The 23,445-nt window shown below is 75.1% G+C and carries 20 protein-coding genes; 13 read left to right on the forward strand and 7 right to left on the reverse strand.

What is annotated here, in order from left to right; all coding sequences use genetic code 11:
- Positions 1–50: 50 nt before the first annotated feature.
- The 3 genes from C4U44_RS27930 to C4U44_RS27940 form a co-directional block, all read right to left on the reverse strand.
- Positions 51–1,445: a COG1470 family protein gene (locus tag C4U44_RS27930; protein WP_103888812.1), complete on the reverse strand. Its 1,395-nt coding sequence runs from the start codon at positions 1,443–1,445 to the stop codon at positions 51–53.
- A 103-nt stretch (positions 1,446–1,548) separates the two neighbouring features.
- The gene (locus tag C4U44_RS27935) at positions 1,549–2,055 is read right to left on the reverse strand and encodes a hypothetical protein (protein ID WP_103888813.1); all 507 of its coding nucleotides are present in this window, start codon (positions 2,053–2,055) and stop codon (positions 1,549–1,551) included.
- Between the two features lie 98 nt (positions 2,056–2,153).
- Positions 2,154–3,707 carry an eCIS core domain-containing protein gene (locus tag C4U44_RS27940; protein ID WP_103888814.1) on the reverse strand — a complete coding sequence of 518 codons (1,554 nt, stop codon included), beginning with the start codon at positions 3,705–3,707 and terminating at the stop codon, positions 2,154–2,156.
- A 388-nt stretch (positions 3,708–4,095) separates the two neighbouring features.
- On the opposite strand from C4U44_RS27940, the gene C4U44_RS27945 reads away from it, so the two are divergent.
- The 4 genes from C4U44_RS27945 to C4U44_RS42055 all read left to right on the forward strand — a co-directional run bounded on the left by C4U44_RS27945 (position 4,096) and on the right by C4U44_RS42055 (position 6,922).
- Positions 4,096–5,706, forward strand: coding sequence for a phage tail sheath family protein (locus C4U44_RS27945; protein ID WP_103888815.1), 1,611 nt, complete (start codon positions 4,096–4,098; stop codon positions 5,704–5,706).
- 123 nt (positions 5,707–5,829) lie between these two features.
- Complete coding sequence (locus tag C4U44_RS27950) at positions 5,830–6,273, forward strand: phage tail protein (protein ID WP_103888816.1); 444 nt, start codon at positions 5,830–5,832, stop codon at positions 6,271–6,273.
- On the forward strand, positions 6,273–6,767 hold the full coding sequence (locus C4U44_RS27955; protein WP_103888817.1) for a hypothetical protein: 495 nt from the start codon (positions 6,273–6,275) through the stop codon (positions 6,765–6,767). The genes C4U44_RS27950 and C4U44_RS27955 overlap by 1 nt, the downstream gene beginning before the upstream one ends.
- On the forward strand, positions 6,764–6,922 hold the full coding sequence (locus tag C4U44_RS42055) for a DUF6760 family protein (RefSeq protein WP_200823432.1): 159 nt from the start codon (positions 6,764–6,766) through the stop codon (positions 6,920–6,922). The genes C4U44_RS27955 and C4U44_RS42055 overlap by 4 nt, the downstream gene beginning before the upstream one ends.
- Before the next feature lie 1,550 nt (positions 6,923–8,472).
- Here the strand turns inward: C4U44_RS42055 and C4U44_RS27960 are convergent.
- Entirely contained in the window at positions 8,473–9,237 is a 765-nt protein-coding gene (locus C4U44_RS27960; protein WP_103888818.1) for a hypothetical protein, read from the reverse strand.
- Positions 9,238–9,592: 355 nt separating this feature from the next.
- On the opposite strand from C4U44_RS27960, the gene C4U44_RS27965 reads away from it, so the two are divergent.
- The 9 genes from C4U44_RS27965 to C4U44_RS28005 all read left to right on the forward strand — a co-directional run bounded on the left by C4U44_RS27965 (position 9,593) and on the right by C4U44_RS28005 (position 19,566).
- Positions 9,593–10,222, forward strand: a complete 630-nt coding sequence (locus tag C4U44_RS27965) for an extensin (RefSeq protein WP_103888819.1) — start codon at positions 9,593–9,595, stop codon at positions 10,220–10,222.
- Between the two features lie 124 nt (positions 10,223–10,346).
- Positions 10,347–10,787 carry a phage tail protein gene (locus C4U44_RS27970; protein WP_103888820.1) on the forward strand — a complete coding sequence of 147 codons (441 nt, stop codon included), beginning with the start codon at positions 10,347–10,349 and terminating at the stop codon, positions 10,785–10,787.
- On the forward strand, positions 10,788–11,510 hold the full coding sequence (locus C4U44_RS27975; protein ID WP_103888821.1) for a CIS tube protein: 723 nt from the start codon (positions 10,788–10,790) through the stop codon (positions 11,508–11,510).
- Complete coding sequence (locus C4U44_RS27980; protein ID WP_103888822.1) at positions 11,507–13,402, forward strand: VgrG-related protein; 1,896 nt, start codon at positions 11,507–11,509, stop codon at positions 13,400–13,402. The genes C4U44_RS27975 and C4U44_RS27980 overlap by 4 nt, the downstream gene beginning before the upstream one ends.
- Entirely contained in the window at positions 13,402–13,839 is a 438-nt protein-coding gene (locus C4U44_RS27985; protein WP_103888823.1) for a GPW/gp25 family protein, read from the forward strand. The genes C4U44_RS27980 and C4U44_RS27985 overlap by 1 nt, the downstream gene beginning before the upstream one ends.
- Positions 13,839–15,797, forward strand: coding sequence for a putative baseplate assembly protein (locus tag C4U44_RS27990; protein WP_103888824.1), 1,959 nt, complete (start codon positions 13,839–13,841; stop codon positions 15,795–15,797). The genes C4U44_RS27985 and C4U44_RS27990 overlap by 1 nt, the downstream gene beginning before the upstream one ends.
- 83 nt (positions 15,798–15,880) lie before the next feature.
- On the forward strand, positions 15,881–16,390 hold the full coding sequence (locus C4U44_RS27995; protein WP_103888853.1) for a phage tail protein: 510 nt from the start codon (positions 15,881–15,883) through the stop codon (positions 16,388–16,390).
- Positions 16,387–17,745, forward strand: coding sequence for an NADase-type glycan-binding domain-containing protein (locus tag C4U44_RS28000; RefSeq protein WP_103888825.1), 1,359 nt, complete (start codon positions 16,387–16,389; stop codon positions 17,743–17,745). Before C4U44_RS27995 ends, C4U44_RS28000 begins: the two co-directional genes overlap by 4 nt.
- 417 nt (positions 17,746–18,162) lie before the next feature.
- Positions 18,163–19,566 (forward strand): hypothetical protein, encoded by a 1,404-nt coding sequence (locus C4U44_RS28005; protein WP_200823433.1) that lies wholly within the window; start codon positions 18,163–18,165, stop codon positions 19,564–19,566.
- Between the two features lie 6 nt (positions 19,567–19,572).
- Here C4U44_RS28005 and C4U44_RS28010 read toward each other — a convergent pair whose 3' ends face one another.
- The 3 genes from C4U44_RS28010 to C4U44_RS28020 all read right to left on the reverse strand — a co-directional run bounded on the left by C4U44_RS28010 (position 19,573) and on the right by C4U44_RS28020 (position 23,336).
- Complete coding sequence (locus C4U44_RS28010) at positions 19,573–20,055, reverse strand: MarR family winged helix-turn-helix transcriptional regulator (RefSeq protein ID WP_103888827.1); 483 nt, start codon at positions 20,053–20,055, stop codon at positions 19,573–19,575.
- Positions 20,056–20,156: 101 nt separating this feature from the next.
- Positions 20,157–21,677, reverse strand: a complete 1,521-nt coding sequence (locus C4U44_RS28015) for an MFS transporter (protein ID WP_265737345.1) — start codon at positions 21,675–21,677, stop codon at positions 20,157–20,159.
- Between the two features lie 162 nt (positions 21,678–21,839).
- Positions 21,840–23,336: an FAD-dependent monooxygenase gene (locus tag C4U44_RS28020; protein ID WP_265737346.1), complete on the reverse strand. Its 1,497-nt coding sequence runs from the start codon at positions 23,334–23,336 to the stop codon at positions 21,840–21,842.
- Positions 23,337–23,445 lie beyond the last annotated feature (109 nt).

The raw sequence follows: 23,445 nt of genomic DNA on the forward strand, positions 1-23,445 counted from the left end.
TTCGCCGCCGGTCGGCTGCCCGGCCGTCCGGTCGGCGAACCGCCGTCCGCTCAGACCGTGAGCCTGATGGCCTGAAGCGACTTCGTCGTGTCCGTGGTGCCGCCGAAGATCCAGTTCACCTTGGAACTGGCCTGGTCGTTGCAGCCCAGGCCGCCCCACCCGCTCCCTTGCAGGAAGGCGTTCCGGCAGATCGTTCCCTTGTCGTCGCCGACCGCGAAGCCGGACAGGCGGATGTCCTTGCCGGTGGTCCCGGAGTAGATGTCGACCCCGTCGGCCGCACCCTGCCACCCCTTGGACTCCGGGGCCTTCCACCCGCCGTCCTGCTGGAACGCGTCGAGGCTCCCGTGCCCCAGTCCTGACACCGCGACGTTGATGGCCTCGATGCTGCCACCGCTGTCCGCCGTGGAGCCCGCCGTGACGCCGTCGCAGGAGGGCTTGCTCCAGCCCTTGTCCCCCACGTAGACGCGGTAGCAGATGTGCTTGCCGCCGGGGTCGCTCGCGGCGAGCTTCTGCACCTCGGTCGCCGCGGTGTCCGGCGGCGGCTTCTTCTTGCCGCCGGAGCCGCCGCCCGACCCGCTGCCCGACGGCGTCGGGGGCGGGGTGGTGGTGGGCGGCGGCGTGCTGGGCGTCGGCAGCGTCACCACCGGGGTCGGGGTGGGCATCGAACTGGCTGCGGCCTGCACCACCTTGGGCTGGGCGAGGCTCGCCACCTGGGGCTTGTAGGCGAACCACAGCGCCACGGCGGCCACCACGAGCCCGACCAGCAGGCCCATGAGGGTGGCGAGGAAGCGCGGCAGCACCCCGCGCTGCACGAACGTCCCGTCGACGTCCAGCGGGGTGCTGCCGGAGCGCTGGACGGCCAGCCGGAAGGGACGGTTCTCCTTGCGCCCGAACCAGGCGATCTGCCGCGGCCGGAGGGTCGCCTTCACGAACGCGGCCCGGCCGGGCTCGATCTGCACGTTGGCGGGATGGATCTCGTACGAGAACTGGTCGCCGCTGTCCGTGCCGACCACGGAGGCGGTCAGCTTGGTGTTGCCGAGGTTGTCCACGGCGAGCCGGGGCCGCCCCCGGAAGCGCCCCTTGACGGTGTGCGGCACCAGTTCGGCCCGCACCTCGGTGAAGGGCGTGATGGTGAGGTTCCCCTCGGGCACCGTGGTGGCCTCGGGGTGCTCGCTGGGCACGATCTGGATGCCGTACGGGTTCGGCCCGGCGGTGGCGTCCGGAGTGCGCGGCGGCGCGAAGGTGAGCTGGACGGTGTCGACGGTGCCCGGGTAGAGCCGCAGCACCGGCGGCTCGACGGTGATGTACGGGGCGAGGTCGCCGACCGGGGTGAAGCGGTACTCGTCCACGACGTCGCCGGTGTTGCGCAACCGCAGTCGGACGGTCGTGGTGCTGCCCGGGTCGACCGTGGCGGACGGGGGCTCGAGGGAGGTCCAAAGGCTCACGCCCCGAGGCTACGGTGCCGGGCCCGGACCGTCTGCGGACCGCGAGGCAGGACCGGTGTCCGTGCGGGCGGGGGGAGTTGCCCCCGAGGGTCGGGCCGGCGGCTCAGCCGTACGCCGCGGAGTCCCACTCCAGGCCGGGCCGCAGGCCGGCGAGCGCGGCCGGGTCCGCGAACCGGATGTCGAGCACCCAGGAGGGCACCCGGTCGGGATCGCTCCACAGCCCGCCCCACTCCGCTCCGAACGCCGCGTTCCAGCCGGCCTCGTCGTCGGGCGACAGACCGCGCTCGCGCAACGCGTCCTCGATCCGCCGCCGGGCGGCGGCCTCGTCGAAGGGGACGTTCCGCTCGTCGGTCAGGGCGACCTCCGCGAGCACGCGGCGGGCGCGGCGGGCGGGCTCCACGTCGGCGCCGTACGGGTCGCCGCCGTTGAGGTCGATGCCGCCCACCAGCTCCTCCGCACCCGGCCATACGCGCGCCGCGTCCGCCAGCAGCCGCAGCGCGAACGGCTTGGTGGCGGGCAGCGGCCCGGCATCCGGGTGCACGGCGGCGACCAGCAACTCCACGCGGTCGCCCTCGATTCGGCGCACGCTCACGTGCCACAGGTCGGACAAGGCGGATCTCCTCGGGGTGCGGTGCGTCGACCACGGATACCGTCGCGGACGGATCTCGCGGCACGCTACCCGCACCGTACGTGGCCGGTGGACGCTGGTCAGCGGAGGGTGACGGAACCGCCGGCGATCGCCCTTGCGAGCGCACTGAGGGCATCCTCCGCGCCGCGTCCCATCCGGTCGGCGAAGGTGGTCGCCTGCTGCACCATGCGGTTGCGGCGCGCGTCCCAGCGCGGAGCCGCGAACGGGATCTCGTGGAAGGCGTGGAACACGGACTCGGCCGGTCCCAGGCTTCCGTTGGCGTCGATGTGACCTTTGAACTCCGAGAGGCGCGGGCCGCCGAGGTCGTTCAGGAAGTTGAGGTCGCCCCGGTCCCAGCCGCGGTAGTTGCCGCTGGCCTGCACCAGGTTGGCCATGTCCAGCCGCGACAGCCGCACATGCGTACCGGGGTCGGTCGGCTGGCGGTCACGGAACCGGAAGTACTCGCCGTTGCGGTGGATCGTCCATTTCCTGCTCGCACCGTCGTAGGTCCAGTGATGGATCGTCAGGCCGTTCACGAAGTCCCCGGAGGCGTCGTACTGCCGCTGCGACATCCCGCGCGGTCGCTGCGACGCCTGGCGGGCGTAGTCGATGTCGACGCCGAAGTAGACGAAGTCCGGCTCCTGCCCCGGCTGGAGCGTGCTGTTGACCTGCCACGCGTCGTCGACCGTGTCCTTGAGATGCGCCTCGATGGTCCGCTCGTAGGTGGAGTTGTCCCGTTTCGACGCGGGGACGAGGTTGTCCGCGGTGCCGGAGCCGCCGGCGATGTTGTTGATCAGGTGGAAGCGGATCCAGAAGTTGGTCAGCTGCAGGGCGCGGATGTAGTCGTAGCCGAACGGGTCCTGGGCAGGCGGGGAGCCGACGAGGCTCCCGTCGTTGAGCATCTCTATCGACTCGGCGCGGCCGCCGCTGCGTGTCACCGTGATCCCGCTCCTGGCGGGCCTGGCACGCGGCAGCGTGACGCGCTGGATGTCGGGGGTGCCGGCCAGGGCGGCGGCGGGGGCGGCCGCCTGCGGCGCGGTCTGCACCGGCACCGGCCCGGCCATCACCCGGCTGGCGTTGCTCTCCGCGGCCCGCTCGAACGCGTCACCGGGGTTGCTGACCCGCAACCCGTCGGCGGTGGGCGTGCCGGCCACCGGACCGTTGCGCTGCTGGATGACGTGGGTCAACTCGTGGGCCAGCGTGTGCTTGTCGCCGCCGCCGTCGCCCACCACGACGTGGTTCCCGGAGGTGTAGGCGCGGGCGCCCATCTCGGCCGCCGAGCGCCGGGCGGCGCTGTCGTCGTGGATGCGCACGTCGCCGAAGTCGGCGCCGAGTCGCGCCTCCATCTCGGCCCGCAGCGGGGTGGCCAGGACGCGCCCCGAGCCGCGCAGCACGTCGTGCACCGTGGAGCGCTGGACGGCGCCGCCGTGCCCGCAGCCCGCGCCGTGCGCGTGCCCGTCCTCCTCCAGCATGCGGGTCACCGCGGAGTTCCCGGCGGTGCGCTGCAGCGCCAGCAGCCGGCCCGCGGGTGTCCCCCCGGCGGGCGCGAGGCCGGCCGCCGCCGTACGGGGCCGGACCACCGACCGTGAACGACCGGCCTTTTCGGCCTCGTTGCCCTGCTGGTGCGCGCGCATGCCCACCCTCTCCGTGGATGACCACACTTGACTACGGCCGGCATCCGGCACGCGGCAAGGGCCATGGGGGCAGACCCGGGGGCAGACCTCACGTGCACCACGTGCGCCGGCCGCCGGCGCCCCGCGGCGGACCGGCCGCCGGGCGACTCCCCGGGGCTCGCACCAGTGGCCCGGGTCACATCATCGGCTGACATACGGGGACGAGTCGGACCGCTCGCGCCGGCGCGGGGCGCCGGGGCGCCGAGCGGGGCAGGGCACCGGTGGCCGTCCGCTGCCCTTCGGGGCAGCGGATGTGCCCCCGCAAAGGCACCGCAGGACGTTTCGGTCGCGCGATGCACCCGCGAGGGTGAGACTCGACCCTTTTCTCGTACCCCGAGGAGAACAGCGCATGCCGTCGTACCTGTCGCCGGGCGTCTACGTGGAGGAAGTGGCCAGCGGCTCACGCCCGATCGAGGGGGTGGGCACCTCCGTGGCCGCCTTCGTCGGCCTGGCACCCACCGGTCCACTCAACGAGCCGACGCTGGTGACCAACTGGACGCAGTACGTCGCGTCCTTCGGTGAGTTCACCGACGGCTACTTCCTGGCGCACTCGGTCTACGGCTTCTTCAACAACGGCGGTTCGGCCGCGTACGTCGTCCGCGTGGGCGGCGAGCCCGGCGGCGTGCCGGGCCAGGCGTCGGGCGGAACGGGCCGGCAGCCCGCGGCCGTCGCCGGCGGCTCCGGGGCCGCCGCCCTGCCGCCGGGCGAGGACACCCCGCTCGGCACCTTCAAGGTCGCGGCCCTCACCCCCGGCGAGCGCGGCGCGCTGAGCGTCGAGGTCGCGGACGCCGAGGGCGACGGGCCCGCCGACCGCTTCCGGCTGCTCGTCAAGGACGGCGAGAAGACCGTCGAGACCTTCGACGTGACGGCGAAGAAGGGCGGCCGCAACTACGTCGTCACCCAGGTCAAGGAACGCTCCAGGCTGATCGTCGTCACCGAGGCCGCAGCGGCGGGGCAGCTGGCCCGCCCGGAGAACCAGACGGTGGCGCTCGCCGCGCCGTCCGGGGTCCCCGCGACCACCGGCCCGGCGGGTTCCGGCTCCGCGGAGCAGGCCGGCGTCGGCGAGTACCTGGGCGACAGCGCCGACCGCACCGGCTTCGGCGGCCTGGAGGCCGTGGACGAGATCTCCATGGTCGCCGTCCCCGACCTGATGGCCGCCTACCAGCGCGGCGCGATCGACCTGGAGGCCGTCAAGGCCGTCCAGCTCGGCCTGATCGCGCACTGCGAGCTGATGGGCGACCGGCTGGCGATCATCGACCCGCCGCCCGGTCTGAACGCGCGGGAGATCCGGGTCTGGCGCCAGGAGACATCCAACTACGACTCCAAGTACGCGGCGCTGTACTACCCCTGGATCAAGGTCTTCGACCCGGCCGGCGGCCAGACCCGGCTGATCCCGCCGAGCGGCCACATGGCCGGCATCTGGGCCCGCAACGACTCCGAGCGCGGCGTGCACAAGGCGCCCGCCAACGAGGTGGTGCGCGGCGCGGTCGACCTGGAGCTGCAGATCACCCGGGGCGAGCAGGACCTGCTCAACCCGCTCGGCATCAACTGCATCCGCTCCTTCCCCGGCCGCGGCATCCGGGTCTGGGGTGCGCGCACCCTGTCCTCCGACCCGGCCTGGCGCTACCTCAACATCCGCCGGTACTTCAACTACCTCGAAGAGTCGATCCTGACCGGCACCCAGTGGGTGGTCTTCGAGCCCAACGACCAGGCGCTGTGGGCCCGGATCCGGCGGAACATCTCCGCCTTCCTGGTCACCGAGTGGCGCGGCGGCGCCCTGTTCGGCGGCCAGCCGGACGACGCCTACTACGTGAAGTGCGACGCCGAGACCAACCCTCCGGAGTCGGTCGACCTCGGCCGGGTGATCTGCGAGATCGGCGTCTCCCCGGTGAAGCCGGCCGAGTTCGTGATCTTCCGGCTCGCCCAGTTCTCCAGCGGGGCGGGCGAGTTGGAGGAGTGACGGCAACCGCGGCCGACCGGCGCCCCGAGCGGCGCCGGTCCCGCGACCGGTCCCTGACCGGTCCCAGCAGCACGACCAGCACGGCATGACGTACGAGCAGCGCGACGCGAAGGAACAGCGGGCATGAGTCTCCAGCCAGGTGATGCGCTCACCTCACACAACTTCGGCCTCCAGATCGACGGGGTGATGGTCGAGTACCTCCAGGAGGTCAACGGCCTGGACATGACGCAGGACGTCATCGAGTTCCAGCAGGTGTCGGCGAACGGGCAGCCGGTCACGAAGAAGATGCCCGGCGTGAAGAAGGCGGGCGAGGCGACCGTCGTGCGCGGCATGACGCAGTCCTCCGCGTTCAACGACTGGATCAACGCCTCGGTCCGCGGCGACATGGCCTCGGCCCGCAAGAACGCCAGCATCCTGGTGATGGACTACATGAACAACCCGGTCAAGCGGTACCACCTGCGGCAGGCGTGGTGCAGCAAGGTCTCGGCCAGCACGGTGAAGGCCGGCGAGGCCTCGGCGCTGACCGAGACGGTGACCATCACCTACGAAGAAATGATCATGGAGTAATGCGCCGAGGAACGGCTACCCGGTCCGGCGGACCGGCGCCCGACGACACCGCGGCGGCGACGCCGGTGTCGGCCGCGGCGCCGGCGCCGGTGCCGGTCGACCAACCGGCACCCGCGCGGCGCCAGTTGCGCACCGAGTTCGCGTTCGAGCTGCCCCGCGGCTACGTGGACGAGGCGGGCACCGTGCACCGCGAGGGCGTGATGCGCCTGGCGACCGCCCGGGACGAGCTGATCCCGCTGCGCGACCTGCGGGTGCAGGAGAACCCGGCGTACCTGTCCGTGGTGCTGCTCGGCCGGGTCATCACCCGGCTCGGGTCGGTGCCGCACATGCACGACGGCGTGGTGGAGAACATGTTCGCCTCCGACCTCGCCTTCCTGCAGGACTTCTACCGCCAGATCAACGCCGAGGGCCACACCCGGGCCGGGGTGACCTGTCCGCACTGCGAGCAGCCGTTCGAGGTCGAGCTCGGCGGGAGCCGCCTGGGGGAATCGTGACGTACGCGACCGACCGGGTGCACGAGGAGATCGCGTACATCGCCTACCACTTCCACTGGAGCCTGGAGGACATCCTGGACCTCGAACACCGCGACCGCCGCCAGTACGCGGAGCAGATCGCCGCGCTCGTCACGCGTGCCACGGCCGAACGGTGAGAGGGCGGGCTGGGGACCATGGGAATCCTTGACCGCTGGGGCCGGCGGGACCGGTCCCGCGCCACCACGGCGCCGGGCGGCGCGGAGCGTGCCGCCACGGCGCCCGATGCCGTGCCCGGCGCGGCACCCGCCGGCAACGGGACGGCCACCGCACGCCCGGCCGGGCCGCCCGGATGGTCCGCGCTGCCCCCGATCCAGCGGGCGAGCGCGCACCCGTCCCGGCACACCGTCGCGTCCGCGGACTTCGGCGGCACGCTGTCGGCCTGGCAGAACCCCTCCTTCAGCGGGCAGTTGGCGCACGTCGTCCTCGACGACGCGCCCACCGGACTGATCAGGGACGTCCTGACCCCCGCACCGCCCGCCGCCACCGAACAGGGCCGGCCGCCGGTCGCGCTGCCGGTCGCCGTGGTCGGCCCCCGCGACGCGGGCGACGCCCCGGCGCAGGCGGCTTCCGGTGCCGTGGTGCAGCGGGCGGTGTCCGCCGCCCAGGCGGCCGGCCCCAAGGTGGTGCCGCTGGTGCCCGCACCCGTGCCGCCCACCGCGCTGACCAGGGCCCCGGCCCCGCCGGTGGCCCGGCGCGCGCTTCCCGCCGTCTCGCCCGCGCCCGCGGGCGCCACCCGCGGCGGTCCCGAGGAGGGACCGGGCGGCGGATCGGGCGGGAGCGAAGGACCATCGAGCGGCCCCGGCGGACCGGGTGGGTCGGGTGGCCCCGGTGGCGGCACGCCGTCCGGGCCGGCGCCCGCGCCTTCGGCCGCGCCGCGGAGCAGTGCGCCCGGCGGCAACCCCCCGGCCCGCACGGCTCCTCCCGCGACTCCTGCTTCCGGCTCCGGACCGGCCGGTCCACCTTCCCTTCCGGTGGCCCCGGTTCAGCGGCGGACCGCACCGGCATCCGGCAGCGGCAACCGCCGGGCCGGCCTCGGTGCACCGACGCAGGGCCCGGACCGCGGCCGACCCGCCCCGGTACAGCGGCAGGTGGGCGGCAGCGCCCCGGTGAGTCCGGCGCCCGCGCGTACTCCCCTTCCGCCGGCCTCTGTCGGGCCTTCGGCCGCGCGGTCCGGCGGGCAACCGGGCGGCCTCGGCTCTCCCGCGTCCGCGTCCCTGCCGCCCGCAGGATCTCCCGCTGCTCCGGCCGCTCCCGCGGTGCCCGGAGCGACCGCGGTGCCAGGGACGTCACCCGGGCAACCCGCTGCCGTCCAGCGCCGGACCTCCACCGGAACGAGCGGAACGGCGGGAACGGCAGGGTCCGTGGGAAGGAGCCGGGACGCCGGGACGTCCGCGCCCGCGGCATCCTCCCCGACCCCCTCCGCGACCACGGCATCGGCGTCGGCCCCCGCCTCGTCCTCCGCTCCCCTGGGCCCTGTTCGGCCCGGTGGCTCCGCCACGTCCGGCCCCTCGGCGGCGTCCGGCGGCGCCTCCACCCGTCCCCCGGAGAACGTCCAGCGCCGGGCCTCGGCCGGAACGGATCGCGCGAACGCGGCGACCCCGCCGCGCCCCGGTCCCGCCGCCGCCCAGCCGCCCGCTTCCCCGCAGCCCGCCGCCCGGCCGCCACGTCAACGGCCGCTGCTGGGCGCGCCGCTGTCCGCGCCGCCGTCCGGTACGGTGCCCCTCACCGGGCGCGCGGTCTCCCCCGCCACCGTGCAGAGGTCCCGCGGGGAACGCCCGTCCGTGCTCCCCGTCACCGAGCCGGCCGCGCCGGCGACCAGCACCGCTCCGGCGCCCAACGCTCCGAGCAGCGGGGGAAACACGACGTCGGCCCGGACGAGCCCCGCCACGCTCTCCCCGCCGCTCACCGGCTCGTACCCGGCCCCGGGCCCGCGCCCCTCGGCGGGCCCCGCATCCGCGGTACCGAACGCACCGGCCGTGCAGGCCGCCCCGGCGGTGAACCGGTCCACCGGCACCGGCACGTCGCCCGCCGCCGTACCCCCGGCCGGAACGGCGCCCACGCCGCCCACGGCCGCGCTCCCGCCCGTGTCCCCGGCCGCGAACCCGCCCTCACCCGGCAGCAGTCCGGCGAGCGGCTCCTCCCGGCCCGCACCCGGCGACACCGCGCCCGCCGCGCCGCCCGCACCCCCGGTGGTGGCCCAGCGCTCGGCGACCGTCGCCGCCACCTCCGTACCGGCCGTCGCGAGGGCCGCGTTCGTCCAGCGCGCGCCGAGCACCGGCGGCACCGCCCGACCGGTGCTCGCCACGGCCGCCCGCCCGCTGGCGTCCGCGCGGCCGGTGACCACGGCCCTGCGCCCGGTGGCAGCCGCGAGCGCGCCGCAGCCGTCCGTACCGGCGGCGGTGCCGCTGCGCCCGGCCGGGCCGGCGGGCACGACCGCCGCGCCGGCGCAGTCCGCGCCCCACCAGCCGCTCGGCCAGGCCCCTTTGACCGCACGGCCTGCACGGCCCGTACCCCCCGTACCGGCCGCGCCCCCCGTGCCCGCCGCCCCGCAGGCGGCCTCGCTCCCGACCGCGCCCGCCGTCCAGCGCCGTACCGCCACCCCCCAGGGGCCGGCGGCCGTACGCCCGGTCCGCGTGCCGGGCGCCGTGCGCGGGAACGGACCGGCGCCCGTCCAGCGTGCGGTGGCCGCGCCGGTGCCGCCGCAGGCCGCACTCCACGCACCGCTTCCCGTCCCCGTTCCGGCTCCTGCTCCGTCCCTGTCCCCGGCCCCGATTCCGGCTCCGGCCATGCGGCCCGGCGACGCCGGACCGGTGCGGCTCGGGCCCGACAACCTGGCCCTGAGCGGTGTCGCCGAGGCGTTCCCGGCCGTGCAGCGCGCGACGGCGCCACCGGCGACCGGCCCACGGCTGCCCGTCCAGCGCGCCGTGGCCGCACCCGCGGCACGCGGTGCGGCCGCGCCACCCGCCGCCGCCTCAGCCGGAACCCCCGCAGGAGCCGCACCCGTGCCGCTCATGCCGGTACGCACCGCGTCCGCCGCGGAGTTGCCGGTGCAGCGTGCACCCTCCACCCCGTCGCTCGGCTCGAAGCTGATGAAGCACGTGACCCCGCAGCGTCCCGCCGAGCCGCGGTTCACCTCGGTGACGGTGGGCCGCGACGGGGCCGCCGCCGGGCACGGCCGCAGCGGCGGCGGGAGAGCGGCCGCGCCGCCACCCGCGAACGACGCGCCGCCCCCGTACAGCCTGCACGACCCCCGGAGCGGCCCGCCGGCCGGCGGCGCGTTCGACGCACGTACCCTGTCCGACGGCCAGGTCGACGAGTTGACGCACCGCCTGATCGGCCCGCTGACCCGGCTGCTGCGGACCGAACTGCGGCTGGACCGGGAACGGATCGGCAGGTTGCGTGACTCCCGCCGCTGACCACGCGCCCGGCGCCCGGCACCGGCCGGGGCCGCCGGCCCCGCCCGGGCCCGCGCACCCCGCGACCGCGGCGCCCCCCGGCCCTCCCGGCCGACCCGACTCGCCCGCAGAAAGGCAGTGACCGATGGCCAGCGGACTCGACCCCGGCTCCACCATCTTCTTCAACCTGACCATCGACGGCGAGAACCTGGGCGTGTTCAACGGCTGCGAGGGGCTGGGCTCCTCGGTCGAGGTGCACCAGCACCAGGAGGGCGGCAACAACGGGTTCGTGTGGCAGCTGCCGTCCCGCGTGACCTTCTCGAACATCACGCTGACCCGGCCGCTCACTCCCGAGACCTCGAAGGTGGCGGCCTGGATCACGTCCGTCACCACCAAGGTGGTCCGGCCCACCGCCCAGATCAGCGCGCTGCGCGCGGACGGCTCGCTGGTCGCGCGGTGGGGGCTGATCGACGTGCTGCCGGTCAACTGGCGCGGCCCGTCGCTCGATCCGAACAGCCCGGCGGTGGCCACCGAGGTGCTGGAGATCGCCCACCACGGCTTCGTGGCGGACGCGGGGGACGCGTAGATGTCCATCATGAGCGGCGCGGGCAAGAGCCTGGTGCGGGCCTCGCTCGCCATCCACCAGCCGCCGATCGGCTACAGCACCACGCCCGGCGCGCTGATCAGGAACTTCGAGTTCGACTTCAACCCCTCCGAACTCTCGCTGAGCCGCCGCGCCGAGTGGAAGACCACCCCGACCGCCGCCGTACGGGACGGCGCCCTGCCGGAGTTCATGGGTCCCGAGCCGCGGGAGCTGTCGGTCGAGGTCTTCCTCGACCGCTCCGACGACCCGGACAGCAACGACGTGCGCAAGAACGTCGAGGCGCTCTTCTCCTGCTGCGAGGTGACCACCGCGAGCATCGAGGCGAAGCAGCCCTCCACGCCCTGGGTGGTCTTCCAGTGGGGGTCGTTCTCCACCGCCCGCTTCACCGCCTACGTCAGCGCGGTGGAGGCGTCGTACACCCTCTTCGGCACCACCGGCGTGCCGATCCGGGCCACCTGCCGGCTGAGCCTGAACGAGATCCCGAGCAAGACCCCCGGCCAGAACCCCACGTCCGGCGCGCTCACCGCCCGCCGGGTGCACCGGGTGGTCGCGGGCGACTCGCTGCAGTTCCTGGCCTGGCGGGAGTACGGCGACGCCACCGCCTGGCGGACCATCGCCGAGACCAACGGCATCGACGACCCCTCGCGGCTGAACCCGGGCACCGAACTCATCCTGCCCGCGGCCGAGGAGGTCGGCCTGCAATGACCAAGAGCGGCTACTCCAACGTCCTGCACGTCACGATCGCGGGCCGCCCGCTGACCCCCACCCTGTCCACGCTGCTGGTGGGCGGCTGGGTCGACTTCGGCGCGGCGGTGCCCGGCGCGTTCCAGCTCACCTTCCGCGACCCGAAGCGGAAGGTGCTGGGTGAGGCGGGCGCCAAGATCGGCGCGGACGTGGTGCTGGCCCCGGTCGCCGACGGCCAGGGCGCCCAGTCCCCGCTGCTGACCGGCGAGATCACCGGCCTGGAGTCGGACTACGACGGCACCGGCACCTTCAGCGTGATCCGCGGCTACGACCTGGGGCACCGGATGCTGCGCCAGCACCGGGTGATCGCCTACCGCAACATGACCGCGTCCGACATCGTCCGCAAGCTGGCGGGCCAGGACAAGGTCCCGGTCGGCTCGATCGACAGCACCACCACGGTCTACGAGTTCATCACCCAGGCCAACGTCACCGACTGGGACTTCCTGAACCGGCTCGCGGACGAGAACGAGCGGGTGCTGTCGCTGAGTTCGAAGGGCAAGCTCCAGTTCGTCAAGCCCGATCCGGCGTCCGGCGCTCCCCCGGTGAGCACCCCGAGCGAGAAGAGCCCGTACGTCCTGGAGGCCGGGGTCGACATCCTGCGCTGCCGGGCCGCGGTCACCTCCGCGGACCAGGTGGCCAAGGTCGAGGCGCGCGGCTGGGACGTGACCGCCAAGCGCGACCTGGTCGGCCGCTCGACCGCCGCCGACAACCCCGGCATCAAGATCGGCACCAGTCCGGCCGCGGCCGTCGCCGCCTTCGGGACCGCGACCCGCGTCGAGACCGACATCCCCTACGACAAGCAGGGCGAGGTGAACAACGCGGCCGACTCGCTGGCCGCGGACGTCACCGGTGCCTTCGCCGAGGTCGAGGTGACGGTGCACGGCAACCCCAAGCTGCGTCCGGGCGTTCCGGTCGCCCTCGCCGACGTCGGCGCGCCCTTCGAGGGCAAGTACACGGTGACCGCCGCCCGGCACACCTTCGGCGAGGGCCGGCACTACGAGACCTGGCTGACCGTCAGCGGCCGCCAGTGGCGCTCGCTGTACGGCCTGGCGTCCGGCGGGTCCGGTGGAGGCGCGGGCGGCGCGGCCCGGCTGCCGGGTGTCGCCAACGCGCTCGTCACCGACATCAAGGACCCCCTGAAGCAGGGCCGGGTCAAGCTGCGCTTCCCGTGGCTGGACGACACCTACATCAGCGACTGGACCAGGACCGTGCAGTTCGGCGGGGTCGGCGGCGGCGGGCTGATCGGCCCGGACGTCGGCGACGAGGTGCTGGTCGGGTTCGACCGGGGCGCCCTGGACCACCCGTTCGTCATCGGCGGCCTGTACAACGGCAAGGACCGGCCGGGCACGGTGGACGTGCCGCCCTACGACGCGACCAGCGGCCGTACCGTCCGGCACACCCTGGCCGACCGCAGCGGCAACCGGCTCGACCTGCTCGACCAGCGGGTCGGCGGCAAGCGCGGGGTACGCCTGAGCAGCGGCGACAACCGGATGACCGTCAACCTCGACCGCACCCGCACCGAGATCACCGTGGACAGCCAGGGCTCGGTCACGATCAAGGGCAGCCGGTCCGTCTCCGTGGAGGCGGGCGGGAACCTGTCGCTGAAGGCGGGCGGGCGGCTGTCGCTGAAGAGCGGCGGCGTCCTCGACATCGAGGCGAGCACCATCAGCGCCCGCTCGCTCGGCGCCTTCGCGATCAACGCGCTGGCCGCACTGGAACTGAACGCGGTGGGCGTCACCACGGTGTCCGGTGAGGGCGCGCTGATGCTCAGCTCCCCGCTGGACGTCACCATCGACGGTGTCAACGTCATGCTGCTGGGCGTGGTCACCGCCAACGAGATGCCGGTGGTGTGATGGCAGAGCAGTTCGTCGGCACGGGATGGGCCTTCCCGCTGCGGATCGGCCCGGGCGGCGGCATCGCCATGGTCAGCGGGCAGCGCGAGATCGAGGAGTCGATGCGGCTGGTGCTCGCCACCGCACCGGGCGAGCGGCCGATGCGGCCCGAATTCGGCTGCGCCATCCACGACATGGTCTTCGCGCCCGTCAACGAGGCCACCGCGGGCCGGATCCAGCACGAGGTGTACGCCAGCCTCGACCGCTGGGAGCCGCGGATCGAGGTGGAGGACGTCGAGGTCACCGCGGGGGACTCCCAGGGCGTGCTCTACATCGACGTCCGCTACTCGGTGCGCGGCACCAACAACCCGCGCAGCCTGGTCTTCCCGTTCTACGTCATCCCCTCTCACGACGAGCCGTCCGAGGACTCCGGACCGGCCACCGAAAGCGACCGCTGATGGCCCTGCCCTCCCCCAACCTCGACGACCGCCGCTTCCAGCAGTTCGTGGACGACGCCAAGCGCTACATCCAGCAGCGCGCCCCCGAGTGGACCGACCACAACGTGTCCGACCCCGGCATCACCCTGGTCGAGACCGTGGCCCACATGGCCGACCAGGTCGTCTACCGGCTCAACCGGGTGCCGGAGAAGAACCACCTCGCCTTCCTGGACCTGATCGGGATCACCCTCTTCCCGCCGTCGGCCGCCCGCACCGACGTGACGTTCTGGCTGTCCGCGCCGCTGGGCGAGCCGGTGCGGCTGGCGACCGGCACCGAGGTCGCCACCTCGCGGACCGAGACCGAGGAGGCGGTGGTCTTCGCCACCGAGGACGAACTCACCGTGGTGCCCTGCGCGTTGGAGTACCTGGTGATGCAGCACGGCGACGCGGCCGCCGTGGACCGCACCTCGGACCTGGCCGAGGGCGGCGACCTGCTGTGCTTCAGCCGGTCGCCGCGCCCCGGCGACTGCATGCTGCTGGGCCTGAGCGCCGCGGTGCCGCACTGCGCGGTCGCGCTGACCCTGGACAGCCGGGTCGACGGCGTGGGCGTGGACCCCCGGCAGCCGCCGCTGGTCTGGGAGGCGTGGACCGCCGACGGCTGGACCGCCTGCGAGATCGACCGGGACGGCACCGGCGGTCTCAACCGCCCCGGCGAGGTCGTGCTGCACGTCCCGGGCGGGCACACCCTGTCCCGGACCGGCCGGCGTGAGGCGGGCTGGCTGCGCTGCCGGGTCACCGAGCCGCAGCCGAACCAGCCCTTCTACACCACCTCTCCCACCGTCCGCTCGATCGAGGCGTTCACCATCGGCGGCACCACCGGCGTCGTGCACGCCGAGACGGTCCGCGACGAGGCGCTCGGCGAGTCCACCGGGCTGCCCGGCCAGCGGCTGCGGCTGGCGCACTACCCGGTGGTCGGCGACGTGCCCGCGCTGCACCTCCAGGTCGCGGCGGACGGCGGCTGGACCGACTGGGAGACCGTCGGGCACTTCGCCGCCTCCGGCCCGTACGACCGGCACGTCACGCTGGACGCCGCCACCGGGGAGATCGCCTTCGGCCCCGCGGTGCGCGAACCCGACGGCACCCTGCGGCAGTACGGGGCGGTGCCCCCGATGGGCGCCGTGATCCGGGTCCGCCGCTACCGCACCGGCGGCGGCCGGGCCGGCAACGTCGCCCGCGGCACCATCCAGGTGCTGCGCAACTCCGTGCCGTACGTCGCGGAGGTGGTCAACCGCGAGGCCGCCAAGGGCGGGGTGGACGGCGAGACCGTCGCCGAGGCCAAGGCCCGTGCCCCCATCACCCTGCGCGCCCAGGACCGCGCGGTGACCCTGCGGGACTACGAGGAACTCGCCCGCCGCGCCGCCCCGGAGACCGCCCGCATCACCTGCCTGGCCGCCGAGCCGGACCAGCACGGCGCCCACGCGGTCCGCGTGCTGGTCGTCCCGCAGGCGGTCACCGACCCCGGCGGGCGGCTGCGGTTCGAGCAACTGGTGCCGGACGACGCCCTGCTGGAGCGGATCACGCACTACCTGGACGACCGGCGGCTGATCGGCACCCGGCTCGCCGTCGGCCCGCCCTACTACCAGGGCGTCACCGTCGTCGCCACGCTGCACGCCTTCCGCGGCACCGACACCGAACGGGTCAGGCAGCAGGCCCACGACGCCCTCTACCGCCACCTGGACCCGCTCACCGGCGGGGCCCGCGGCACCGGTTGGGACTTCGGCCGGCCGGTGCAGGCCGGCGAGCTCTTCGCGGTGCTGCAACGGGTGCCGGGCGTCGAGCTCGTCGACGAGGTGCTGCTGCACCCGGCCGACCCGCTGACCGGCAAGCGCGGCGACCCGACCGAGCGGATCGACCTCGAACCGCCGTCCCTGGTCTTCTCGTTCGACCACCGGGTGCGCGTGATCGGGGATCAGGAGTGAGCGCCCCGGTCGACCCGGAGCAGGCGGAGCCGGGCCGGCGCGGCTCGATCGACGGGCTCGGCTCGTCCTCCCCTCTCGGGCTGATGCTGCCCGCCGTCTTCGCCGACGACGACCTCGCGCAGCGCTTCGTCGCCGGTCTCGACGAGGTGCTGGCCCCCATCCACAACGTCCTGGACAACCTGGACTCCTACTTCGCCCCGTCGCTGGCCCCCGCGGACTTCACCCGCTGGCTCGGCGACTGGGTCGGCGCGGAGACCGAGGGCGTCGAGGAGATCGCCGCGCTGCGCCTGGCGGTGTCGGCCGCCGCGCACCTGCACCGCATCCGCGGCACCCGGCGCGGCCTGGCCGAGGTCGTGCGCCTCGCCTTCGGTGTCGAGCCCGAGATCACCGAGAGCGGCGCCGCCGCCTGGGACGCGAGGCCGCTGGGTCCGGTCCCCGGCGAGCGGCGCCCGCACCTGCACATCACCCTGCGGCTGCCCGACCCGGGCCCGGCCGACCAGCACCGGCTGGACCGGCTCGTCGCGGCCGCGCGCCCCGCCCACATGCCCTACACGGTCCAGGTGACCGCGGTGGAAAGGACCTCCCCAAGGTGACCGGACAGAGCTACGAGGCCCAGCCGGCCCGGCAGCAAGCACGGGTCTGCGCGGAGTGCGGCACGCACGCGGGCCCCGACCAGTCGTTCTGCGACGGATGCGGGGCCGTGCTCGGCTGGGGGCCGTCGAGCCCGGCCGGACCGGCCCGCGGCGCGGACACCGGCGACGGCACCCCCGCCACCGCACCCCCGGCCGAAGATCCCGGTCCGGCGGCCGGGGGTGCGAGCGCCGGCCCGGGTTCCGCGAGCGAGGGCGGTACCGTGCCCCGCCCGGCCGCTGCCGCGGGGTACCCGGCCGAGGGCGGCCGCGCCGAGCAGAAGCCCGACGTGGCACCGGAGGCGTCCGCGCCCCCGGGCCACCCGTACGCCGATCCCGGCGCCGGCACGAGCCCCGACGCCGACACCCTGCAACGGCCCCCCGTCGCCGAGCCGCTCCCCGAACAGGGCAACTCGGCCGCGGAGGAGAGGGCCAGGGCGCTGCTCATCCCGGTCGCCGACCCGCAGCAACGGCTGCCCACCGCACCGTCGGTGGGGGCGGTCATGCCGGGTCGTCCGGCCGCGGCGCGGCCCCTGGTCAGGGCGCCCGGCGGGCTGCCCGACGACGACGGTCCGCTCGCCTGCCCGTGGTGCGGCACCGGCAACCGGACCGACCGGCACTTCTGCCGGCGCTGCGCGATGCCCATGGCGGGACGCCCGGAGGACGACCCGGCGCGGCGCCGCCCGTGGTGGCGGCGGCTGCTGGACTTCCGCCGCCGGGAGGCGCCGTGGGCCGGTGACCGGCCGCGGCTGCGCCGGAACCTGGGCCGCGTGGTGACCTGGGTGGCGGGGGCGGGCGCCGCCGTCCTCGTGGTGGTGGGCGCGACGCACATCGACGACGGGGTGCACGCGACGCAGGACCACTTCGCCAAGCGGGCCCCGGTCGTTCCCGACTCCGTGACGGCCTCGCGCTCCTTCAAGGGCCACAGTCCGAAGCTGGCGTTCGACGAGTTCAACAACACCTGGTGGGGGCCGGGCATCTCGGAGTCCGGGGCCGGGCAGTGGCTGGAGGCGCGGTTCGTCGAACCCGTGCACCTGCTCAACCTGGTGATCACGCCCGGCGAGTCGACCCAGCCGGGCGACCTGTCGAAGTCCGCGGAGCCGCACCAGCTCGACGTCACGGTCACCACCTCCGACGGGAAGACCGAGGTCCGGCACGTCACCCTCGACCAGGGCAGCGGCGGCCAGACCGTCTCCTTCCGGGCCACGAAGGTCACGTCGGTCAGGTTCACCGTGCGCTCGTCGTACGCGGCCGCGTCGAACAAGCAAGTCGCCATCGCCGAGGTGGAGTTCTTCGGACCGAAGCACTCCGGCGGCTGACCCCCCGGCAGGGCGCGGCACCCGGGCCGGCGGTCCGGGTGCCGCGCCCTGCCGCTGTCGGCCACCGTCCCGTCACCGTGTGCGAGCACCACGCACCCGGTGTGTGGCATCGGTCACGTGGCGATCGGGGCCCCGGCGCGCGCCGGAGCCCGGATCGGCGGGCGGGGAGCGGCACTTGCGCGGGGCGCGCGGCACCCGACGGCCATCCGGAAATGGCGGGGAGTTTTCACCGGCTCTAGGGATATGTGCCCTTACTGTCGTACTTTTCCAGAGCGTACGAGGAGGACCCCGCCAGGACCCGGACCGTGCGCCGGCGAGCGGCACCCCGAAGGCGCGGCGCGCCGTGAAGCGTCGTCCGGGCTCCCCGATGGGCCCGGGGCCCGGAGGGAGCGGAGCGTGTCGGAACGGAATCACCCGGTGCCCGGTGCATCGCGCGGGCTGAACCGCAGGAGGCTGCTCCAGGCGGCCGGCCTCGGCGCGGGAGTACTGGCCGCGGGCGGCACCGCGGCGGGCCTGGCGGCCACGTCCGGAGACGCGCACGGCACCGCGGACGACGCGGCATCGGCGGTGGACGCCGCGGCGAGCGCCGACCTGCCGCTGACCGGCGGTCCGGACTTCCCGATCGGCCTGTACTGGCCGCCGCACCCGTTCGAGACCACCCCGGCCCGCTACCGGGAGATCACCGACGCGGGCTTCACCTTCCTGATCACCGGCAACTACCAGCTCGACGAGGCCAGCGCGAACCAGGCGCTGTCCATGGCCGACCAGGTGGGCCTGAAGGTGCTGGTCGCCGGCGACCCGCGGGTGGGGGTGGTCGCGCAGCACATGACCGTCACCGACGACCGGAGCGTGCCGGCCTCGATCACCACCGCCGACGCCTCCGACTGGATACGCTCGGCCACCGCGAGCTACGCGCACCACACGTCGTTCGCCGGCTTCAGCCTCTACGACGAGCCGGCCACCAGCCGTTTCCCGACCGTCGGCGCCCTGACCGGCATCGTCCGCACGACCGCCCCCACCCTGCTGCCGTACGCCAACATCAACCGCGGCAACGGGGCGCACTACACCCGTTTCGTGCAGCAGTACCTCGACACGGTCAAGCCGTCGCTGATCTCCTTCGACCGCTACCCGATCCTCACCGACCGCGTCGACACGGACTACTTCGACACCTGGGCGCGGGTACGCACGGCCGCGCTGGCGGCGGGCATCCCGGCGTGGACGTACATCCAGTCCACGGGCTTCAGCGGGCACGCGACCCCGACGGCGTCACAGCTGGCCTGGCAGGTCAACGTCAGCCTCGCGTACGGCTGCAAGGGCATCCAGTACTTCACCTACTGGACCCCCGACGCCGCCCGCGGCGAGGGCTACACCGAGGCGCTCATCACCACCGACGGCCGCCGCACCCCGCTCTACGCGGCCGCCGCCACCCTCAACAGCACCTGGCTGCAACCCGTCGGCCGCCAACTCAAGCCGCTGGTCTCGGAGTCCGTCCAGCACGCCAACGACACCCCGCTGCCCACCGGGACGACCGCCTTCGCGCCCGGCAGCCACCTCACGGGCGCCACCGGCGACCCGGCGATCCTCGGGCTGTTCAAGGCCGCCCCGGGCGCCTCCGACGACGGCACCCGCCACCTGCTGGTCACCAACCGCGACCCGGACCGGCCCGCCACCGTCAGGATCGGCCTCGACCGGTCGGCCGTGGGCGGGGTCTCCCGCTTCGCGCCCTCGACCGGCACCTATCCGCGGGCGAGCGGCGCGGCCGAGGTGGACGTCACCCTCGCCGCGGGCGGCGCTGCGCTGTACCGCCTGTCCCCGCGCTGAACGGCCCTACGGCTGCTCGGCGTTGAGGTGCTCGGCGAGCCGGAAGAGCGCCGGCAGCGCGGCGCGGACCGCGGCGCGGTCGGCGTCGTCGAGGGCGGCGAGCGCGCCGTCGAGCCGCCGCTCGTGCGCCCGGGTCCAGGCGGCGAGCTGTTCGCGGCCGGCGTCGGTGAGCGCGACGGCCGCGGCGCGGCGCTCGCCCGGGTCGACGTCGCGGGTGACCAGGCCCGAGCCGATCATCTGGCTGACCAGGCCGCTGACGGTGCTGTTGGCCAGCCGCTGCCGGGCGGCCAGTTCGCTGACCCGGGCCGGGGAGCGCTCGGCGAGCACCTGGAGGAGTTCGACCTGCGCCATCGGCAGCGTCTCCCACGGGTAGTCGGTCCGGATCGACGCGCGCAGCGCGCGGCGCAGGCGGGTGACGGCCTCGGTGAGCCGGCGGGAGTCCGAGGCGTCACCGGACGCGGCGAGTTCGGGGGACGGCTGCGACGACATGGGCCCAGCGTACGGCCCGGCGCCACCCGCCCGGCAGCGTCGCGGACGGCGGCGCCGCGGGGGTGGACTCCCCCGGCCGGCCGTGCCCACCGTGTCCCACCTCATCCGTGGGTCGCGCCCGAGCCGGGTCGCCCGCCCGAACCCGACCGCAGGTCCGGGCCCGCATGCCCACCGCCGCCCGGGCGCACCGCGGTTCGGGGTCCCGCCCAGGCTGCCGCCAGCGCCACCACCGACACCCCCACCAGCACCGCCACCGCCCAGCGCGCGGTCCCCGTACCGCCGCCGGCTCCGCCGTACCGCGTGCCGAGGTGCAGCGCGAGGGTGACCAGGGCGACGCCCAGCGCCGTCCCCAGGCCGCGTGCCATGTTCACCAGGCCGCCGCCGGTCCCGGACGCCTCGCGCGGGACGGCGCCCATGATCATCGCGTTGTTCGCCGGGGTGAAGGTGCCCAGGCCCAGGCCGACCACGGCGAGCACCACGGCCAGCGGGCCCACGGTCAGCGGCACCACGAGGAGCGCGGCCGTCGCGGCGGTGAAGGCGCCCGCGCCGAGCACGCACCGGCCGCGGTCGGACAGCCGCCGCGGCAGGACGCGGTCGGCGCCGGTCGCCGCGGCGGCGAACCCGGCCGGCAGCGCGGTGAGGACGAGCCCGGTGGTCAGCTCCGAGGAGCCGGACCCGGCAAGCACCACGGGCACGAGCACGAGGGGGCCGAAGAGCACCAGGTAGCCGCTGAGCGCGCCGGCCAGCCCGAACAGGATCGTGCGCCCCCGGACCAGCGCCAGGTCGAGCAGCGGTACGGCCGCCCGCCCCTGCCGGACCACGAAGCCCCAGCCGGCCGCCGCCGCGAGCACGAACAGGGACACGACCGCCCAGCCCGGCACCGGCAGGCCCGAGGCCGCCGACAGCCCCAGCAGGACGCCGCCGGTCGCGGCGCCGAGCAGGGCGAGCCCGGGCCAGTCGAAACCGCCGCCGCCGCGCCGCTCGCGGGTGCGCGGCAGCAGGTAGTGCCCGGCGACCAGGGCCACCACGCCGATCGGGACGTTCACGAAGAACACCCAGCGCCAGCCCAGCGTCGAGACCAGCACACCGCCGACCGTCGGGCCCAGCGCCAGGCCGAGCGCCTGGGCCGCGGCCTGGATCCCGAGCGCGGCCCGCATCCGCTCGCGCGGCGCGCTCGTGGTCACCAGCGCCACGCTGTTGGCCTGCATCAGCGCGGCGCCCACCGCCTGCGCCCCGCGGAAGAGCACCAGCGTCAGCAGCGAGGGCGCCAGCCCGCACACCGCCGAGGCGGCCGTGAACACGCCGAAGCCGTACAGGTAGAGCAGCTTGCGCCCGTACGCGTCCGAGAGCCGTCCGGCCGGTACGAGCAGGGCGATCAGCACCAGCAGGTAGGCGAGCGACACCCACTCCACGGCGGCCGGCGACGCGTGGAACCCGTCGCGCAGCCGGCCATAGGTGAGGGTCACGATGCTCGCGTCGAGCTGCCCCATGAACGCGCCGAAGCACACGGTCGCGACGGCCAGCCGCCAGGCGTACGGGCGCCGCCGCACGGCGTCGGGCCGGGCCCGCTCGTGCAGCAGCAGGCCGGGCCAGCCGGGCCGGGTGTCCACGCGCGTCGTCACGCGTCCGAGGATACATCGGACACCGAACTGTTCGGTGACCGTCGGCGGGCTGGTGGATGACCGGGCGAGAACGGCGGCCCGGCGCGGGGCGAGCGGTCCGGGTGCCGCGCCGCCTGCCGGGGCGCTCCGCTCAGGCCGCGCCGGGCCGGGCGACCCGGCAGGTCACGGCGAGGGCGCGACCGCGAGGCCGCCGGCGATCGCCGCGCGGACGGTCGCGCCGCCGGCGTCCGGCCCGTCGCTGGCCCAGCAGACGTATCCGTCGGGGCGGACCAGCAGGGCGGCGGCGCCCGACGCACCGCCGTCCGTGGCGCGGACGAGGTCCACCCGCGGTGGGAGCCGCAGGCCGGCCGGGAGGGCTCCGGCGAGATCGAGCAGGACCGCGTGCCCCGCCGCGAGCAGCGCCGGTACCCGGGTGGGTCCGGCCTCGGTGGCCAGCTCGACGTCGGGCACCCGCTGCCCGGTGAGCGGGTGGTCGCCGGGCAGCGGGTAGCTCAGCGCGAGACCGGACATCAGCCCCGCGAGGTGGCGGTTGGTGTCGGGCAGCCGCAGCAGCTCGGTGACGATGTCGCGCAGCGCGGCCAGGCCCGCGCCCGGGTCCGGGTCGGCCAGCACGCCCTGGGCGGAGGTGTGGTGCAGGACGCGGGCACCGGCCGGGTGCCGTTCGGCGTGGTAGCTGTCCAGGAGTCCGCCCGGTGCGCGGCCCTGGAGGGTCGCGGCCAGTTTCCAGCCCAGGTTGAAGGCGTCCTGGATGCCGAGGTTGAGGCCCTGGCCGCCCAGCGGCGGGTGGATGTGGGCGGCGTCGCCCGCGAACAGCACCCGTCCCAGCCGGTACCGCTCCACCTGCCGGGCGGCGTCGCTGAACCGGGAGGAGTTGTCGACGGCGCCCAGGACCACCTCCGGGCCGTAGACGGCGCGCAGCGCGTCGGCGATCTCCTCCCGGCCGACCGTGGCGGGCAGGTCGCGGACGGCGTCCGACCCGTCGACCCGCCCGGCGGTGAGGCGGTACCGGTCGCCGCCGAGCGGGACCAGCATGGCCCAGTGGCCGCCCGCGCGGCGGACGAGGGTGCTGATGTGCCCCATCTCCCGCGGCACCAGCGGCGACACCGCCGGCAGCCGGATGTCGGCCAGCAGCGCCCGGCGGGTCCCGGGCGTGCCCGGGAAGGGCAGGGCGAGGAGTTTCCGCACCGTGCTGTGGCCGCCGTCGCAGGCCACCAGGAAGCGCGCCCGCGCCCGCAGGCCCTCCGCCGCCACGGCGACGCCGTCGTCGTCCTGCTCGACCCCGGTGACCGCGGCGCCGCGCACCACCCGGGCGCCGGCGCGGACCGCCCGCTCCTCCAGCACCCTCTCGACCTCCCCCTGCGGGACCGCGATCGGGAAGGGGTGCCTGGTCCGCCACGGGGTGCAGTCCAGGGCGACCGGCAGGGCCGCGAAGTGCCCGCCGACCGGCGCGCGCGGCAGGGCCACCTCCAGCAGCGGCTCCAGCAGCCCGCGCGCCTCCAGCAGTTCGGCGGTACGCGGCTGGATCGCACCGCCCTTCACCTGCTCGACGCGCCGCGGCAGCTTCTCCAGCACCACGGTGCCGACCCCCGCCAGCGCCAGCTCGTACGCCAGCATCAGCCCGGTCGGGCCCGCGCCCGCGATCAGGACCTCGGTCGTGATCCGTTCGCGATTCCGCTCCCGATTCCGCTCTCGTCCGGCATCGTCCCGCCCCCTCGTCGTCCCGGCCCCGCCGCAGGGGCCTCGTTCCTCGCCTCGGGGCAAAGGTATA

It is taken from the genome of Actinacidiphila yanglinensis (genome assembly GCF_900107965.1).
Taxonomy (GTDB): Bacteria; Actinomycetota; Actinomycetes; order Streptomycetales; family Streptomycetaceae; genus Actinacidiphila; species Actinacidiphila yanglinensis.

Excerpts from the sequence above, each read along its gene's own strand:
- C4U44_RS27950 (WP_103888816.1), top strand. The coding sequence starts at position 5,830 with ATGAGTCTCCAGCCAGGTGATGCGCTCACCTCACACAACTTCGGCCTC.
- C4U44_RS27975 (WP_103888821.1), top strand. The coding sequence starts at position 10,788 with ATGTCCATCATGAGCGGCGCGGGCAAGAGCCTGGTGCGGGCCTCGCTC.
- C4U44_RS27965 (WP_103888819.1), top strand. The coding sequence starts at position 9,593 with ATGCGGCCCGGCGACGCCGGACCGGTGCGGCTCGGGCCCGACAACCTG.
- C4U44_RS27970 (WP_103888820.1), top strand. The coding sequence starts at position 10,347 with ATGGCCAGCGGACTCGACCCCGGCTCCACCATCTTCTTCAACCTGACC.
- C4U44_RS27980 (WP_103888822.1), top strand. The coding sequence starts at position 11,507 with ATGACCAAGAGCGGCTACTCCAACGTCCTGCACGTCACGATCGCGGGC.
- C4U44_RS27940 (WP_103888814.1), bottom strand. The coding sequence starts at position 3,707 with ATGCGCGCGCACCAGCAGGGCAACGAGGCCGAAAAGGCCGGTCGTTCA.
- C4U44_RS27945 (WP_103888815.1), top strand. The coding sequence starts at position 4,096 with ATGCCGTCGTACCTGTCGCCGGGCGTCTACGTGGAGGAAGTGGCCAGC.
- C4U44_RS27995 (WP_103888853.1), top strand. The coding sequence starts at position 15,881 with ATGCTGCCCGCCGTCTTCGCCGACGACGACCTCGCGCAGCGCTTCGTC.
- C4U44_RS27985 (WP_103888823.1), top strand. The coding sequence starts at position 13,402 with ATGGCAGAGCAGTTCGTCGGCACGGGATGGGCCTTCCCGCTGCGGATC.
- C4U44_RS28010 (WP_103888827.1), bottom strand. The coding sequence starts at position 20,055 with ATGTCGTCGCAGCCGTCCCCCGAACTCGCCGCGTCCGGTGACGCCTCG.
- C4U44_RS27990 (WP_103888824.1), top strand. The coding sequence starts at position 13,839 with ATGGCCCTGCCCTCCCCCAACCTCGACGACCGCCGCTTCCAGCAGTTC.
- C4U44_RS27955 (WP_103888817.1), top strand. The coding sequence starts at position 6,273 with ATGCGCCGAGGAACGGCTACCCGGTCCGGCGGACCGGCGCCCGACGAC.